The organism is Cryobacterium sp. TMB3-10, from assembly GCF_004402305.1.
Classification (GTDB): Bacteria; Actinomycetota; Actinomycetes; order Actinomycetales; family Microbacteriaceae; genus Cryobacterium; species Cryobacterium zongtaii.
Window position 1 is genome coordinate 20,168 of sequence record NZ_SOGH01000004.1, and the last position, 15,016, is coordinate 35,183.

The 15,016-nt window shown below is 69.6% G+C and carries 18 protein-coding genes; 9 read left to right on the forward strand and 9 right to left on the reverse strand.

From position 1 onward, the window contains the following. The first annotated feature begins 176 nt into the window (after nt 1–176). Both E3T22_RS01735 and E3T22_RS01740 read left to right on the forward strand, forming a co-directional pair. Nucleotides 177–731, forward strand: a complete 555-nt coding sequence (locus tag E3T22_RS01735; RefSeq protein WP_088457730.1) for an RNA polymerase sigma factor — start codon at nt 177–179, stop codon at nt 729–731. Further along, complete coding sequence (locus E3T22_RS01740) at nt 728–1,333, forward strand: Asp23/Gls24 family envelope stress response protein (protein ID WP_166789248.1); 606 nt, start codon at nt 728–730, stop codon at nt 1,331–1,333. Before E3T22_RS01735 ends, E3T22_RS01740 begins: the two co-directional genes overlap by 4 nt. Here the strand turns inward: E3T22_RS01740 and E3T22_RS01745 are convergent. Beyond that, nucleotides 1,330–2,751: a GH1 family beta-glucosidase gene (locus tag E3T22_RS01745; protein WP_134480980.1), complete on the reverse strand. Its 1,422-nt coding sequence runs from the start codon at nt 2,749–2,751 to the stop codon at nt 1,330–1,332. The genes E3T22_RS01740 and E3T22_RS01745 overlap by 4 nt on opposite strands. A gap of 101 nt (nt 2,752–2,852) precedes the next feature. Continuing rightward, nucleotides 2,853–3,011: a hypothetical protein gene (locus E3T22_RS18950; protein WP_165788003.1), complete on the reverse strand. Its 159-nt coding sequence runs from the start codon at nt 3,009–3,011 to the stop codon at nt 2,853–2,855. Between the two features lie 96 nt (nt 3,012–3,107). On the opposite strand from E3T22_RS18950, the gene E3T22_RS01750 reads away from it, so the two are divergent. Together E3T22_RS01750 and E3T22_RS01755 are read left to right on the forward strand one after the other, a co-directional pair. Continuing rightward, nucleotides 3,108–4,100, forward strand: a complete 993-nt coding sequence (locus tag E3T22_RS01750) for a bile acid:sodium symporter (RefSeq protein WP_134480979.1) — start codon at nt 3,108–3,110, stop codon at nt 4,098–4,100. Nucleotides 4,101–4,190: 90 nt separating this feature from the next. After that, on the forward strand, nt 4,191–4,538 hold the full coding sequence (locus E3T22_RS01755; protein ID WP_088457726.1) for a hypothetical protein: 348 nt from the start codon (nt 4,191–4,193) through the stop codon (nt 4,536–4,538). A 62-nt stretch (nt 4,539–4,600) separates the two neighbouring features. On the opposite strand, the gene E3T22_RS01760 is transcribed toward E3T22_RS01755, so the two are convergent. Further along, nucleotides 4,601–5,023: an aldehyde dehydrogenase gene (locus E3T22_RS01760; protein WP_134480978.1), complete on the reverse strand. Its 423-nt coding sequence runs from the start codon at nt 5,021–5,023 to the stop codon at nt 4,601–4,603. A 139-nt stretch (nt 5,024–5,162) separates the two neighbouring features. Between E3T22_RS01760 and E3T22_RS01765 the strand changes: the two genes are divergently transcribed. Further along, nucleotides 5,163–5,735, forward strand: a complete 573-nt coding sequence (locus E3T22_RS01765; protein WP_103460177.1) for a YdeI family protein — start codon at nt 5,163–5,165, stop codon at nt 5,733–5,735. Between the two features lie 21 nt (nt 5,736–5,756). On the opposite strand, the gene E3T22_RS01770 is transcribed toward E3T22_RS01765, so the two are convergent. Together E3T22_RS01770 and E3T22_RS01775 are read right to left on the reverse strand one after the other, a co-directional pair. Continuing rightward, the gene (locus E3T22_RS01770; protein WP_088457724.1) at nt 5,757–6,428 is read right to left on the reverse strand and encodes a response regulator transcription factor; all 672 of its coding nucleotides are present in this window, start codon (nt 6,426–6,428) and stop codon (nt 5,757–5,759) included. Beyond that, complete coding sequence (locus E3T22_RS01775; RefSeq protein ID WP_134480977.1) at nt 6,425–7,762, reverse strand: sensor histidine kinase; 1,338 nt, start codon at nt 7,760–7,762, stop codon at nt 6,425–6,427. The genes E3T22_RS01770 and E3T22_RS01775 overlap by 4 nt, the downstream gene beginning before the upstream one ends. A gap of 320 nt (nt 7,763–8,082) precedes the next feature. On the opposite strand from E3T22_RS01775, the gene E3T22_RS01780 reads away from it, so the two are divergent. The 3 genes from E3T22_RS01780 to E3T22_RS01790 all read left to right on the forward strand — a co-directional run bounded on the left by E3T22_RS01780 (nt 8,083) and on the right by E3T22_RS01790 (nt 10,555). Further along, nucleotides 8,083–8,820, forward strand: a complete 738-nt coding sequence (locus tag E3T22_RS01780) for an ABC transporter ATP-binding protein (protein WP_134480976.1) — start codon at nt 8,083–8,085, stop codon at nt 8,818–8,820. Next, a complete protein-coding gene (locus tag E3T22_RS01785) occupies nt 8,817–10,115 on the forward strand; it encodes an ABC transporter permease (RefSeq protein WP_134480975.1) in 1,299 nt (432 codons plus the stop codon). The genes E3T22_RS01780 and E3T22_RS01785 overlap by 4 nt, the downstream gene beginning before the upstream one ends. Nucleotides 10,116–10,204: 89 nt before the next feature. Then, the gene (locus E3T22_RS01790; protein ID WP_088457720.1) at nt 10,205–10,555 is read left to right on the forward strand and encodes a VOC family protein; all 351 of its coding nucleotides are present in this window, start codon (nt 10,205–10,207) and stop codon (nt 10,553–10,555) included. A 39-nt stretch (nt 10,556–10,594) separates the two neighbouring features. Here E3T22_RS01790 and nhaA read toward each other — a convergent pair whose 3' ends face one another. Both nhaA and map read right to left on the reverse strand, forming a co-directional pair. Next, on the reverse strand, nt 10,595–11,962 hold the full coding sequence (nhaA, locus tag E3T22_RS01795; protein WP_103460181.1) for a Na+/H+ antiporter NhaA: 1,368 nt from the start codon (nt 11,960–11,962) through the stop codon (nt 10,595–10,597). Between the two features lie 91 nt (nt 11,963–12,053). Continuing rightward, the gene (gene map, locus E3T22_RS01800; RefSeq protein WP_088457718.1) at nt 12,054–12,854 is read right to left on the reverse strand and encodes a type I methionyl aminopeptidase; all 801 of its coding nucleotides are present in this window, start codon (nt 12,852–12,854) and stop codon (nt 12,054–12,056) included. Between the two features lie 63 nt (nt 12,855–12,917). On the opposite strand from map, the gene E3T22_RS01805 reads away from it, so the two are divergent. Continuing rightward, nucleotides 12,918–13,214, forward strand: coding sequence for a helix-turn-helix transcriptional regulator (locus E3T22_RS01805; RefSeq protein ID WP_134480974.1), 297 nt, complete (start codon nt 12,918–12,920; stop codon nt 13,212–13,214). A 4-nt stretch (nt 13,215–13,218) separates the two neighbouring features. On the opposite strand, the gene E3T22_RS01810 is transcribed toward E3T22_RS01805, so the two are convergent. Further along, on the reverse strand, nt 13,219–13,584 hold the full coding sequence (locus E3T22_RS01810; RefSeq protein ID WP_134408615.1) for an SdpI family protein: 366 nt from the start codon (nt 13,582–13,584) through the stop codon (nt 13,219–13,221). 39 nt (nt 13,585–13,623) lie between these two features. Beyond that, the gene (locus tag E3T22_RS01815) at nt 13,624–14,757 is read right to left on the reverse strand and encodes an SDR family oxidoreductase (protein ID WP_134480973.1); all 1,134 of its coding nucleotides are present in this window, start codon (nt 14,755–14,757) and stop codon (nt 13,624–13,626) included. Nucleotides 14,758–15,016: the final 259 nt, after the last annotated feature.

A 15,016-nucleotide genomic window follows, 5' to 3' on the forward strand; every position in this document is an offset into this window, starting at 1 on the left:
ATAAAGCTGGATGGTGAGATAGTCACTATGCTGCACGAAGAGTGCGGTGGGCGATTTTTCTCTTGCCGATTCTCATTGATACTGTTCAGACGCATCTCACGGCCGGTTCGTCACGAAATCCGTCGGCGAGATCGGTCGTGAGTAGAGAGAGGTCTCCGGTGGCAGGTACGGGGTCGATGGAGCGTGCGCCCCTCGGCGACGCCGCAGACTCGATACTCGCCGCCCGTGCCGCGGATGGCGACCTGCGCGCCTTCGAGGTGCTCGTCCGCCGCCACGGGCCGCTGATGCGCGCCTATGCCACTCGCATTCTGGGCTCCAACAGCGATTCCGACGATGTGGTTCAGGAGACCTTCATCACCGCCTGGGAACGTCTGCCCGAGTTGCAGGACCCCGCCGCCACGAAGGCCTGGCTCATGAGAATCACCAGCCGCAAGGCGATCGACCGCATCCGTGCGCGTAAGCAGGACCAGCCCCTGGGTGAATGGGATGCGCCGGCACCGGAGTCGGAATCTCCCCACCAGAGGGCCGAAGCGGCATCGCAGCGCGAGCGGCTCACGCGTGCACTCGGTACTCTGAGCGAAGCGCAGCGGCAGTGTTGGACGCTGCGGGAGATTGGCGGGCACAGTTATGCCGAGATCGCCGAGGAACTTGATTTGCCTCCGTCGACGGTTCGCGGTCTCCTGGCCAGGGCCAGGCAGAAGCTGATGCAGGAGATGGAGGAATGGCGATGACATCACGTCACGACGACGACGCCGACAAAGACCTCCTCGAGCAGCTCAGCGAAATCATGGACCGCGGCGAGTCGCCGACGGACGCTTTCCTGAACCGGGCACCGGAAAATCGGATCGCCTTCGACGCGCTCACCCGATTCCGGGCGATGGCAAAGAACATCCTCGACGACGACGTCGCGTCCGAGCCCGAACGCGACGACAGCTGGGTCACCGGCATCCTCAGCAACATCCACCGGGAGGCCAGGGCGGGACGCTCGATCCCGGTCTCGCACCCCTCGCCCAAGGCCGACCTGAGCCTGACCGAAGGCGCCGTCAGGGGCCTGATCCGTTCGGCCGGCGACGCCGTCGCCGGCACCTTCATCGGCCACTGCCGCCTGGAGGGCGACGTGGCGACCCCCGGCAGCCCGGTCACGGTGAACGTCGAGGCGAGCATGTTCTGGGGCGAGCGGATGCCGCAGACCGCGCAGCAGCTGCGGGAGGCCATCACGACGTCCCTGCTGCACCACACCGAGCTGAACATCGTCGCGGTGAACGTCACCATCACCGACGTGCACCTGCGCCGGAATCCGAAGGACGAGGACCGCTCGGCCCCGAACGGCTAGGGGAGCCGGCGGGTTTCGATCAGCGTGCGGTACCAGAGGGCGCTGTCCTTGAGGGTGCGCTCCTGGGTCTCGTAGTCCACCCGAACGATACCGAATCGCTTCGAGAACCCGTAGGCCCACTCGAAGTTATCCATCAGCGACCAGACGAAGTAGCCGCGCAGGTCGACGCCGTTCTGGATGGCACGATGCGCCGCCGTGAAGTGCCGACGCAGGTAGTCCACCCGGTTGTCGTCGTGCACCGCTGCCACGCCCTGGTCGTCGATCGTGACGACATCCTCGAACGCCGCCCCGTTCTCGGTGACCATCAGCGGCAGGCCGGGGAACTCGTCCCGCATCGCCTCGAGGAGTTGCAGAAGCCCGCTGGGTTCGATGTTCCAGTCCATTTCGGTGAACGGGCCGGGCTGGTCGAGCCGGGGAATGTCGTCGGTGCCGGGGAAGGCCGAAGCGCGCGAGGCGGCTCCCGCCGCCGAGTCTGCCGCGTGGGCCGCTCCCGCGGCCGGCCCCACCAGGGTGGTGTTGTAGTAGTTGATGCCCAGCACGTCGAGCGGCTGGTGGATGAGCTCCTCGTCGCCGGGCCGCACGAACGCCCAGTCGGTGATGGCGGCGGTGTCCTCGATCAGGTCGGCGGGATAGGCGCCGTGCAGCATCGGACCAGTGAAGATCCGGTTGCCCACGGCCTCGATGCGCCGCACCGAGTCGGCGTCCCCGCGGATCACGTGCAGATTGTGGGTGACCGAGATCTGCGCGGTCGCGGGCACGACCTCCCGCAGCGCACTCACACCGAGCCCGTGGGCCAGGTTGAGGTGGTGCGCGGCGGTCAGGGCGGCGGCGTTGTCCTGCCGGCCAGGTGCGTGCTCGCCGGAGCCGTGGCCGAGGAAGGCGGAGCACCACGGTTCGTTGAGGGTGGTCCACACCGGCACCCGGTCGCCGAGTGCCGCGCCGACGAGGCGCGCGTAGTCCGCGAACGCGTATGCGGTGTCGCGGTTGGTCCAGCCGCCCTCGTCTTCCAGAGCCTGCGGCAGGTCCCAGTGGTACAGGGTGACCACCGGGGTCACGCCGCGCTTGATGAGTCCGTCGACGAGTCGTTCGTAGAAGTGAAGGCCGGCCGCGTTCACGGGTCCGCGACCGGTCGGCTGGATGCGCGGCCAGGCGATCGAGAACCTGTACGCGTCCAGGCCCAGGCTCTGGATCAGGTCCAGGTCGGCTTCGAGCCGGTGGTAATGATCGTCGGCCACATCGCCGGTGTCGCCGTTCTGCACCGCGCCCGGAGTGTGCGAGAAGGTGTCCCAGATCGAGGGGCCGCGGCCGTCTTCGTCGACGGCACCCTCGATCTGATACGAGGCCGTCGCGGAACCGAAGACGAAGGAATCGGGGAACTGCAGGCCGCTGTCGCGGAAGTCGGGGGAGCCGTCGATCATGGTGCGAGTGTTACCGATTCTGTTGGCGGAACGTATGGCGTGGGTCGTGCCGGGTTGCGGCTGTGGGGCGCCGGGAACGGCGCGGCAGGTCAGGCGGCAGGTCAGTCTGCCGGACCGCCGGACGCTGTGTCGTCCTCGGTCGGGGAACTGTCGTCGCTCTGCGATCCGTCCGCGAGCTTCTCGGTGCGTTCGGTCTCTTCGCTGCTGACCTCCGTGGAGCCGTCGGGGATCTTCGGGTTCTTCGTGTTGTCGGTAGTCATCCCACCACTATAGGCAGCGACGATGACACCTGGGCGGGCCGGTGACCCGGCGTCGCCGTATCCGCCCGACCTCTCGCCCGCCTCTAGGGTGGGAGCATGGCGGGGATCGTGCAGCGGCTGGAACACCGCCAGGTGGCGCTGTACCTGGCCGCGATAGCGCTCGGCGCCCTGGTCGGCTGGCTGGCCCCCGGCACGGCCCCCATGCTCTCGGTCGCCATCACCCCGCTGCTCGGGCTGCTGCTGTTCGCCACCTTCCTGGGTGTGCCGCACGTGAGCGTCGGGCGATCGTTCCTGGACCTCCGCTTTGTGGGTGCCGTCCTCACGGTCAACTTCGTGATCGTACCCGTGGTGGTCTTCGGCCTCAGCCGGTTCATCGCCGCCGACCGGGCCCTGCTCCTGGGGGTGCTGCTGGTGCTGCTCACCCCGTGCGTGGACTATGTGATCGTGTTCACCGGGCTGGCCGGTGGGGCCCGCGACAAGCTGTTGGCCGCCACGCCGTTGCTGATGCTGCTGCAGATCGTGCTGTTGCCGGTCTACCTGACGCTGTTCGCCGGGCCTGCCGCGGTGGCGCTGATCGAGGTGGGCCCGTTCGTCGAGGCGTTCCTGGCCCTGATCGTGCTGCCCCTCGCCGCCGCGGCGGCGGTGCAGTTCGGTGCCCGCAGGCGACGGGTGGCCGGGGCGGCCCGCGCCATCGTGACCCTCCTGCAGGCGCTCATGGTGCCGCTGATGATGGCCACCCTCGCGGTGGTCGTCGGGTCGCAGCTGGCAGCAGTGGGGGCCCAGGCCGCGGCGTTGCTCACCCTCGTCCCGCTCTACGTCGCCTTCCTGGTCATCCTGGTCGGGGTCGGTCTGGTCGCCGCCCGGCTCGCCGGCCTCGACGTGCCGGCCTCCCGCGCCCTGATCTTCAGCGGCGCCACCCGCAACTCGCTGGTGGTACTGCCGTTGGCCCTCGCCCTGCCGGCCTCCCTGGCCCTGGCGCCGCTGGCCGTGGTGACGCAGACTCTGGTCGAGCTGGTCGGCATGGTGATCCTGGTGGGGTTGGTGCCGCGACTGGTTCCGGGTTCCCCGTCGGGTGCTGACCGCTCGTAGTCTGTGTCGTTCTGTGACGGCACCGGCGTGACAGCCCAAAATCGCGAACCTACACTCGAGGCAACGAACGCCGATCGTGAAGGAGGCTCAATGATCACGCAACCGCTGCACATCCTGCAGTGCAACAGCACGGGTGGCGATGGCTGCGTCAACCACGGAGCCGGCCACGCGACCCAACCCATCCACGTGCGGGTCGCCGAGGCCACCCCGAGCAAGTGGGCCGACGGCATCGTGCTGCGTGCGACGTCCGACGGGTGGATCGGGATCGCCCTGTTCGGACCCGACGACACCGCGGCCGACAGCGACACCGCCACGGTGTGGGTCTGGAACCACGCCGACCTGACGGCGCACCTCAGCGCCGGAGCGCCGGTGGCGTTGCACTCCGTCTACAACGTGCTCGCGAGCGGCCGCAGCCGTGTCAGCGTCGTGCGGCTCTAGTCAGCCCTCCCGGCACTCAGCCCTCCAAGCGGCCCACTCGCAGCGGTCGGTTCGGCCACGGGTCAGCTCGTGGGCATCATCCCGGTCATGGCGTCCATCATCTTCTGGCAGGCCATCGCGCACTGACGGCACGCCTCGGCGCACATCCGAGCGTCCTCGCTCATGCCGGCGTGCTTCATACACTCCTCGGCGCAGGCGGTCGCCATCGTCATGGTGGCCGTGTGCATGGCCATCATGACCTCCATGTGCATCCCGTTCGGGCGCAGCATCGCACGCATCATGGTGCCTGCCAGGTCGGCCATGGTGGCGCACAGGCTTCGCCCCGTCGCCATACCCTCACCCATCATCGAGTCCGCGCACATCGTGCAGGCCTGCTCGCAGGCTGAGCACGCCTCGATGCATTCCTGCATCAGCATCATGTCCATCCCCTGCATGGGCATGTCCTTCATGTGCATTTCCATCATCTGCATGGTCGTGTTCGTCATCGTCACACCATTCCTTCGCGGGAGACCGGGCCCGGGCCCATCCCGATGCCGTCAGCGGTGCCCGCCACGGCCGATGCTACGCCGCGGGCGCCGCGAAGTCAGGAGAAATGCACTGCGCGAGCATCCGTAAAATAAGCGCATGGTGGGAATGCAGGACCGAGTCATCCTCGACGTCACCGTTCAGGAATGGGAGGCCTACCTGGCCGGCGAGCCCGATGACGGCGGCGTGCGCCTGAAGCTGCGTAAGAAGAACTCGAAAGCTTCGGGAATGACCTGGTCGGAGGCCCTGGACGTGGCGCTCTGCTACGGCTGGATCGACGGTCAGACCAACCGGCTCGATGACGACTACACTCTCACCGGCTTCTCACCGCGACGCAAGAACAGCCCGTGGTCGCAGATCAACCGGGAGCACGTGGCGCGGCTCATCGACGAGGGGCGGATGCGGCCGGCCGGGATCGCGGAGATCGAGCGGGCCCAGGCGGATGGCCGGTGGGACGCCGCCTACCGGCAACGGGATGCCGTCGCCCCGCCGGACCTGCAGGCGGCCCTGGACGCCGACCCGGCGGCGGCCGCGTACCTGGCCTCGCTGACGAAGGTGGACCGGTTCCGGATCTACTTCCGGCTGGCCAACATCAAAACCCCCGCGGTGCGGGCCGCACGTATCCGGGACGTGGTCGAGAAGGCCGCCCGCGGCGAACAGCACTACCGCTGACGGCGAGTTGCCCGCGGGTGGCTACGCCGTCCCGCCGGGCACGAGCAGGCCCGACTCGTAGGCGACGATCACCAGCTGGGCACGGTCGTGCGCGCCGAGCTTGGTCATCATGCGGTTCACGTGGGTCTTGGCGGTGTGCGGGGAGATCACCAGCTCCTCGGCGATCGCGCTGTTGGCGTGGCCGCGGCCCACGAGCAGCAGGATCTCCCGCTCCCGCTCGGTGAGCAGTGCCAGTGCCGGCGGAACCGAGAGCGCGGCCGGCTCGACGGGCGCCGTGTACCTGTCGATCAGGGCCTTCGTGGCGCGCGGCGAGAGCAGGGCGTCGCCGCCGTGCACCGTGCGGATGGCGTTCATCAGGTCGGGCGCCTCGGTTCCCTTGCCGACGAATCCGCTGGCGCCCGCGCGCAGGGCCTGCAGCACGTACTCGTCTTCCTCGAAGGTGGTGAGCACGATGATGCGGGTGCCGGCCAGCTCCGGGTCGGCGCAGATCGCCGCGGTCGCCTGGATGCCGTCCATCACGGGCATCCGGATGTCCATCAGCACGATGTCCGGGCGCAGCGCCCGCACCAGATCCACGGCTTCGCGCCCGTTGCCGGCCTGCCCGGCCACGCTGAAGCCGGGCTCGTGCGACACGAGCTCGGCCACGGCTGTGCGGATCAGGGACTGGTCGTCGGCGAGAACCACGGAGATCATGAGGCACCATTCGGTCGGGGGTCTGCGGGTTCTCTCGGAACAGGTGCGTCGGCACCGGCCGGTGTCATGATGTCGGCGGGATCGGTGGGCAGCCAGGCGGTGAACCTGAAGACCGGGCCGGGGCCCCTGGTGGCGGTGAGCCGGCCGGCCACCGACCCCACTCGTTCCCTGGCGCCGAGCAGACCGTGCCCGGCGCCGGCCGCGGTGTCCGCCGCCGCCGATCCGACGCGGGGTTGCGCGGCCACGGTATTGGTCACCGTGATCTCCAGGCCCGCCGGCCGGTAGTCCAGGTGCAGCAACGCGGTGTGGTCGGCGCCGTGTTTGTGCGCATTCGTCAGCGCCTCCTGCACCACCCGGAACGCCACCATGTCGACGGCGCCGGGGAGCGGTCTCGGGGTGCCGGCCAGCCGGTGCTCCACGCGCAGCCCGCTGCGTTCGAAGTCGATCAACAGCGGTTCCAGGTCGGCGAGCCCGGCGACGGGAGCCGACGCCAGGCCGGTGCCGCCAGCATCCGTGGCGCGCAGCACGTTGAGCAGGCTGCCGATCTCGCCGAGTACGGTGCGGGCGGCCGCACGGATGGTGGCCAGCGACGTCTCGGCGTCGTCCGGCCGGTCGGGCAGCGCCTGGGAGGCGACGCTGGAGTGCAGGTTGATCACCGCGATCTGGTGCGCGAGCAGGTCGTGCAGGTCGCGGGCGATGCGCAGGCGCTCCTCCGCCACCCGGCGCAGGGCCTCGGACTCCTTGGTCTCCTCGGCACGGCGGGCCCGCTCGGTGATGCCCCGGATATAGGCGGCGTGCGACCGGTTTGCATCGCCGGCGGCGGTGGCGAACCCCACGAACGCCGCCAGCTGCAGCATCGCGCGGGCGTCGTGCCAGGACGAGTCGAGGAAGGCGAGGGTGGCGGCGGCCAGGAGCACCACGGTGCAGCCGGAGAAGAGCAGCGAGGTGCGCCGGGGCATCCGCGCGGCCACGGAGAACACCCCGACCAGAACGGCCAGCAGATACGACACGATCGGCCCATCCACCGCCAGGCCGAGCACGCAGGCCACCACGGCCACGGATGCGCCGACCAGCGGTGCTCGCCGGCGCAACAACATCGACCCGGCCGAGGCAGCCACCAGCACAGCGGCGGCGGGGCTCGAGAACACGGTGCCGCTGAAGTCGGTGCCCGCGAAACCGGGGCCGAGTACGAGCAGAACCGCGAGCAGGTCGCGCAGCCAGAACGGCAGCCGCGACAACGGCGAAAAGGTGCCAGGGGCCGGATCGGCACTGCCGCGGCGGGGGAGCGGCAGGCCGGGGCCGGTCTCGGATGCACGCGTGCGCTGGCTCGGCATACTGTTCCTCCCGCCCGCGGATCGGGTCAGACCCATTCTGTCAATCGATCCGGGCGGAGGCAGCCCGCTGGCGCGGGTGCCCGGCGTACTGCGTTGGTGGTACGCCGGGGCCGGCACCGGCAGAAACCGTGTCAGCGGCGGTACCGGCAGGTTCCTACGGCCGGAGGACGCCGGGGCCTGGACACGTTCGGAAGACTGGAGTCGTGTCGTTGGGCCGGTCGCGAAGTGGCCGGTTGAACGGCACGCCAACCCCCGCTGCCCGCCGACGCGCAGCCCGCACAACACAGCGGCACCCGCCGCATCCACAGGAGAGCCCAGCCATGACCGTGCCCATTCTCGCCGCCCGCGACATACACAAGTCGTATGGCCGCGGCGCCACCCGGTTCGACGCCCTCAAGGGGGTCTCGCTCGACATCCACCAGGGCGAGTCCATCGCCATCGTCGGTAAGAGCGGGTCGGGCAAGTCCACCCTGATGCACCTGCTGGCGCTGCTCGACAACCCCAGCTCCGGTGCTGTCGAGCTCAGCGGCCGCGATGCCAGCGCGCTGAGCGGCAAGGTCGTCAACCAGACCCGCAACGAGACCTTCGGTTTTGTGTTCCAGCAGTTCTTCCTCACCCCCAGCACCAGCGTGCTCGACAACGTGACACTGCCGCTGCAGATCGCCGGCATCGGCGGCGCCGAACGCAAACGCCGCGGGATGGCGGCCCTGGAGCAGCTGGAACTGGCCGACAAGGCCAAGAACAAGGCCACCGACCTCTCCGGCGGCCAGAAGCAGCGGGTGGTGATCGCCCGGGCGCTGGTGAACAATCCCAGCGTGATCTTCGCCGACGAACCCACCGGCAACCTCGACTCCGCCACCGGCAAGGTCGTGGAGGACATCCTGTTCTCGCTGCAGAAGGACAACGGCATCACCCTGATCATCGTGACCCACGACGAAGACCTCGCGGCGCGTTGCGACCGTCGGGTGTACATCCGCGACGGCCTCATCGTCGATAGCCTGCACGCGGTGCCCGCCACCCCGGCCTCGGCCACGAGCACCGGGGAGGTGTGCGCATGAACGCCTTCGACCTGATCCGCTCGGCCGTCAGGAACAGCCTGCGCAGCAAGACCCGCACCACCCTCACGGTGCTCTCGATCTTCATCGGCGCGTTCACCCTCACCCTCACCAGCGGGGTCGGCACGGGAATCAACCAGTACATCGACACGACTGTCGCCTCGATCGGCGCCGACGACGTCATCACGGTCACCAAGGCGGCCGAAGACAGCACGGATGGTCCGGTCGAGTACGATCCCTCCGCGGTCGCCATCGATTCCCCGAACTCGCCACCCGGCGCTCCGGGATCCAGCCTGATCGCACTCACCTCCGACGACCTCGACACGATCGGCGCCGTTGACGGCGTCCTCTCCGTCCAGCCGCAGCTCAGCGTGAGGCCCGACTTCGTCCAGGTGGCCGACGGCACCGCCTACGAGGCCAACGTGGGGAGCTTCATCCCCGGCATGGCGCTGGACCTCGCCGTGGGCGCAGAACCCGACGCGGAAAGCAGCGACTACCAGGTCGCCATCCCGGTCTCGTTCGTCGCGCCCCTGGGCTTCGCGGATGACGCCGACGCCCTGGGCGCCACGCTCACCCTGGCCATCACCGATGTCACGGGAACCCAGTCCGAGCTGACCGCCACCATCGTCGGCGTCTCAGAGGAAGGCCTGACGGGCTCGACGGCGTTCACGGCCAACGAGGTGCTCACCGAGGCGCTCTACGACGCCCAGAGTGTTGGCCTGTCCGAGACCAGTAAGGACAGCTACGCGCAGGCCGTCGTCCGGTTCGATCCGACCGGTAGCGAGGCCGACCTGGCCGCGCTCAAGGCCGACCTGACCGACCTGGGCTACACCGGCACCACGGTGGAAGACCAGATCGGCTCCTTCAAGGCCGTCATCGACGGCATCGTGCTGGTGCTCAACGCCTTCGCCGTGATCGCCCTGCTGGCCGCCGGCTTCGGCATCGTCAACACGCTGCTGATGAGCGTGCAGGAGCGCACCCGGGAGATCGGCCTGATGAAGGCCATGGGCCTGGGCGGCGGCAAGATCTTCGGCCTGTTCAGCCTGGAGGCCGTGTTCATCGGCCTGATGGGCAGCGCGCTCGGCGTCGCCGTGGGCATGCTGGCCGGCACCGGCGCCAACGCGCTGCTGGCCGACACCCTGCTGGCCGACCTGCCCGGGCTCACTCTGGTGGCGTTCGACCCGGCGGCGCTCGCCACGATCGTCCTGGTGGTCATGGGCCTGGCGTTCCTGGCCGGCACCATCCCGGCGCTCCGTGCCGCTCGTCAGGACCCCATCGAGTCGCTCCGCTACGAGTAGCCGCGGAGTCGGCAGCGCTCGGGGCCCGCATCCGCTCACGCGGGTGCGGGCCCTTGCGCGCGCGCCGGCCACGCGCTGAGATGGCCGGTATGAAGGTGACGAGCGTAACCGTAGGCCTGCCCGTTCGCGATCTGCCGGCCGCCGAGCGTTGGTACCGGCGGGTGTTCGAGGTGTCCACTCCGTCGGTGGAACCGGCCCCAGGGGTGATCGAATTTGTGGTCGGTCCCATCGACCTGCAACTCAGCGAGGAGCCGCCGAAGCGCTCGGGCGCCCAGGTCACCCTGCGGCTGGGCGTGCCGGACGCCTCCGCCGAGTACGAACGCCTCACCGGGCTGGGCGTGATTCTCGGCACTCTCGAGCACGTGCCGGGGGCCGTGGACTACTTCGACTTCACCGATCCGGACGGCAACGCGCTCAGCATGTACTCCCTGAACGCCTGACCCGGCCGGCGCCGGCCCGTTGGCGCCGGCCCGTCGGCGTCAGTCGGCCGGGGTGCGGTCGGGTTCGCCCTGCTGGTAGGCATCCGGGATGCCGTCACCGTCGGCATCCACCGCGTCGGCCTGTTCGATGCGGCGGTAGAGGCGATTGCGGGCACGCAGGATCACCGAGGCGAGCAGGGCGGCGGTGATCGACGCCACGAGGATACCTACCTTGGCGTGGTCGTTGGTGAGAGAGCCGGCACCGAAGCTCAGGTCGGCGATGAGCAGCGACACCGTGAAGCCGATGCCCGCCAGAACCGCCACGCCGATCAGGTCGATCCAGCGGAGCGCCGGATCGAGTTTCACCGGGGTGAGCCTGGTCATCAGCCAGGTGGTGCCCACGATGCCCACGGGCTTGCCGAGCACGAGGCCCACGATGATGCCGATCGCGACGGGGTCGGTGAGGGCGCCCACCAGGCCGTCCCAGCCGCCCACGGTGACGCCGGCGGAGAAGAACGCGAAAACCGGCACGGCGAAACCGGCCGAGAGTGGGCGGAACCGGTGTTCGAAGGTCTCCGACAGGCCGGGCCCCTCCTCGGCGGCCACGCCCGGGCGGGTGCGGCGGTGGATGACCGGCACGGCGAAGCCGAGAAGCACACCGGCCACGGTGGCGTGGATGCCACCGGCGTGGACGAGTGCCCAGGTGGCGAAGCCCAACGGCAGCAGGATCAACCAGGCCGCCCAGGCCCGATCGGCGAAGAAGCGCCGGTACTTCTGTGCCAGGAAGGTGTACAGGGCCAGCGGGATCAGGGCGAGCAGCAGCGGGCCGACCTGCACGTCGTCGGAGTAGAACACGGCGATGATCGAGATGGCCAGCAGGTCGTCGACCACGGCCAGGGTGAGCAGGAAGATGCGCAGGGCGCTGGGCAGGTGCGAGCCCACGATGGCCAGGACCGCCACCGCGAAGGCGATGTCGGTGGCCGTGGGGATAGCCCAGCCCTGCAGGGTCTCCGGGCTGACCAGGTTGACGCCGGCATAGAACAGCGCGGGCACGGCCACGCCGCCCATCGCGGCGGCGACGGGCACGATCGCCCGGGACGGGGAGCGCAGGTCACCGGCCACGAACTCCTTCTTGAGCTCCAGGCCCACCAGGAAGAAGAAGATCGCCAGCAGCCCGTCGGCCGCCCAGGCGCCCAGGCTCAGCTCCAGGTGCCACGGCTCATAGCCGATGCGGAAATCGCGCAGGGCGAAGTAGCTGTCTGCGGCGGGCGAGTTGGCCCAGATCAACGCGACGGCGGCCGCGAAGACCAGCAGGAAACCGCCGACGGTCTCCTTGCGCAGGATCGCGCCGATGCGGAGCTTCTCGCGGTAGCTGCCGCGCGAGGGAACCGTCTGCGGGGCGGAAGGAATGGGGGTGTCGTGTGGCAAGGCACTCCAGAGGGTTTGGGGTCGGTCATGCGAATGCTGACCAGACTTCCCAGCTCACCTCAGGGTAGTTTACCGAAGTCTCCTGATCACCTCATGTAAACGCGGGGCCTCTCGAGTTCGTCCGTGTCGGCAGGGTGAGGATCTCGGCGCCGTCCTCGGTGATCGCGATCGTATGCTCGCTGTGTGCCGTGCGGCAGCCCGTCGCGCTGCGCAGGGTCCAGCCGTCGGCGTCGGTGATCAGCGCAGCCGTGTCCACCATGACCCACGGTTCCAGGGCCAGCAGCAGGCCGGGGCGCAGTCGGTAGCCGCGGCCGGGTCGCCCATCGTTCGACACGTGCGGGTCCTGGTGCATGGTCGATCCGATGCCGTGACCGCCGAATTCCAGGTTGATCGGGTAGCCCGCCGCGCTGAGGACGGAGCCGATGGCGGCGGAGATATCCCCGATCTGCGCTCCTGGCGCGGCGGCGGCGATCCCGGCGGCCAGGGCTCGTTCGGTCGCGTCGATCATCGTGACGCTCTCAGTGGGCTTCGAGTCGCCCACGAGAAAGCTGATGGCCGAGTCCGCGGCGATCCCGTTGGTGGACACGGCGAGGTCGAGAGTGAGCAGGTCCCCGTCGGCCAGGGCGTAGTCGTGGGGCAGCCCGTGCAGCACCGCGTCGTTGACTGACGTGCAGATGTAGTGGCCGAACGGCCCGCGGCCGAAGGATGGCGCGTAGTCGACGTAACAGGACGATGCGCCGGCCTCGACGATCATGGCCTGCGCCCACCTGTCGAGGTCCAGGAGGTTGGTCCCCACCGTGCTGCGGCGCTTGAGCGTGTGCAGGATGTCGGCGACCAGGGCGCCCGACTCTCGCGCTCGGGTCAGTTCGGTGGGGGTCAGGATCTCGATCATGTGGCACCTTTCGCGGGAAACCAATAACTATACCGGCCATATTATCCCGGTAGAATCGGTGTCATGGTCAGATTGCCGCTCACACCCGCAGAGCTCGACCGTGGAGCGCGCCTCGGCGCCCTCCTGCGTTCGGCCAGGGGGGAGAGTTCGATGCTGCACACCGCGCTGGCTGCCGGCGTCTCGCCGGAGACCCTTCGGAAGATCGAGTCCGGCCGAATCGCGACTCCGGCGTTCCCGACCATCGCGGCGATCGCCGAGGTCCTCGGGCTCTCGCTGGATGCGGTGTGGGCGGAGATCAGCGAGCCCGGACGTGCCGCTGACAGAGTCGGCGCCGGCGCCTCCGAGCGATTGGCGTCCTGAGCCGCTAGTGCTGCTCGTCCTCGTCGACGAGCTCAAACGCGCGGTGCGCGGCCGGGGTTGCCACGGCCGCACCGATCAGGACGAGGACCACCGCCACGGCCGCGGCCGCGAGCACGAGGGGTCCGGTCGTGTCCTCGTCCGGACGCAGCGCGAGGACGGCGGCGCCGGTGAGGAACATGACCAGTCCGGCCAGGCCCACCGGGATCCGGGCGGCCCGGTGGCCGGCGATCCAGGCCGCCTCGGACATCATCAGGGCGCGCGTGCGGATGCCCGCCACCGAGTTGACCCCGAGTCGCCCGCGAGCGGCGGCCTCGCTGACCGCCGCCACCAGGATGCCGCCGAGCATGAGGACGATTCCCGAAACGATCATGCCTGGAGACTATCGGCCGGCTCGCTCCGGCGGCTCCGCCTAGGGAATGAGACGCTCGGCGCGGTACCTGGCGAACAGGTCCAGGAACGCCTGCTCGGTGTTGCGGTAACCGGTGAAGCCGGCCGCCCGGCTGCGGCCCATGTCGGCGAACACCTCCATGGTGCGACCGAGGTCGGCGTCGGTGTGCCACCAGGACGCCAGCCGGGTCAGGTCGGACTCGACGAGGCCGTGGCCGGCCACGATGCGGTCCCAGACCGGCTGGGCATCCGTCATCTGCGTCTCGAGCGGCCGCGGGGCGCCGGCGAAGCCCTCCGGCACGACGCCGAAGTGAGCGGCCAGGCGCGGCCAGAGCCAGCGCCAGCGGAAGGTGTCGCCGTTGACGATGTTGAAGGCGGTGTCCGCGGCGGCCGGGGTGGTGGCGGCCCAGACCATCTGGTCGGCGAGCAGGCCGGCGTCGGTCATGTCGGTGACGCCGTTCCACTGGGTCTCGGACCCCGGGAAGATGAACGGGCGATCCAGTTCCTTGCAGATGGCGGCGTAGACGGCCAGCGTGGAGCCCATGTTCATGGCGTTGCCGACGGCGCGGCCGATCACGGTGTGGGCGCGGTGCACCGACCAGGTGAAGCCGCGCGCCCGGGCGGCGGCCCAGAGCTCGTCCTCCTGCGCGTAGTAGAAGTTCTCCACCGACAGGCGCGGTTCGTCTTCGTGGAACGGGGTGTCGGGAACCTCGCCCTGGCCATAGGCCTCGAACGGGCCGAGGTACTGCTTGAGCCCGGTCATCAGGGCCACGTGCTGCACCGGTGCGTCAGCCAGGGCGCTGAGCAGGTCGCGCACCATGGCGGAGTTGACGACGATGTTCTCCGCCTCGGTGTCCTGTCGGAGCCACGCGGTGAAGAACACGTGGGTGGGCGAGTGTGGGGCCAGGGCGGTGCGCAGCGAGTCGACACTGCGGAGGTCGGCGCTGACCGGGATCACGCCGGGCCGCGCGGCGACGGGGGTGCGGGAGAGGGCGATGACGCTCCAGCCCTCGGCTGTGAGCAGGTCCACCAGCGCCGATCCGGCGATGCCGCTTGCGCCCGCGACGAGGGCGGTGCGACCGGGCTGGCTCGGGGTGCCGGTGGGGCCGGCGGTGTCGGGATCTGGAACGGGCAGGGCTTCGCTGGAAATAGGCATCACAGGAGGCAACGTCCCGACCGGTCGGGGAATTCCGTGCGGTGCCGTGCGGTGCGGTGCCGTGCCGTGCGGTGCGGTGCCGTGCCGTGTGGTGTGGTGCGGCGGGCGGGTCAGCTCCGGCCGGCACCTTGCCGGAGAGGGGGAGCGCGCCTACCGTGTGCGACGTCGGCCGGGGCGCCACGCGGCGCCTGCCGCGGCGTGATGTTCCTCGTTGTGCGGGCCACGCGCCGTTATGCGGGCGGCGCGCCACCCGCATAAC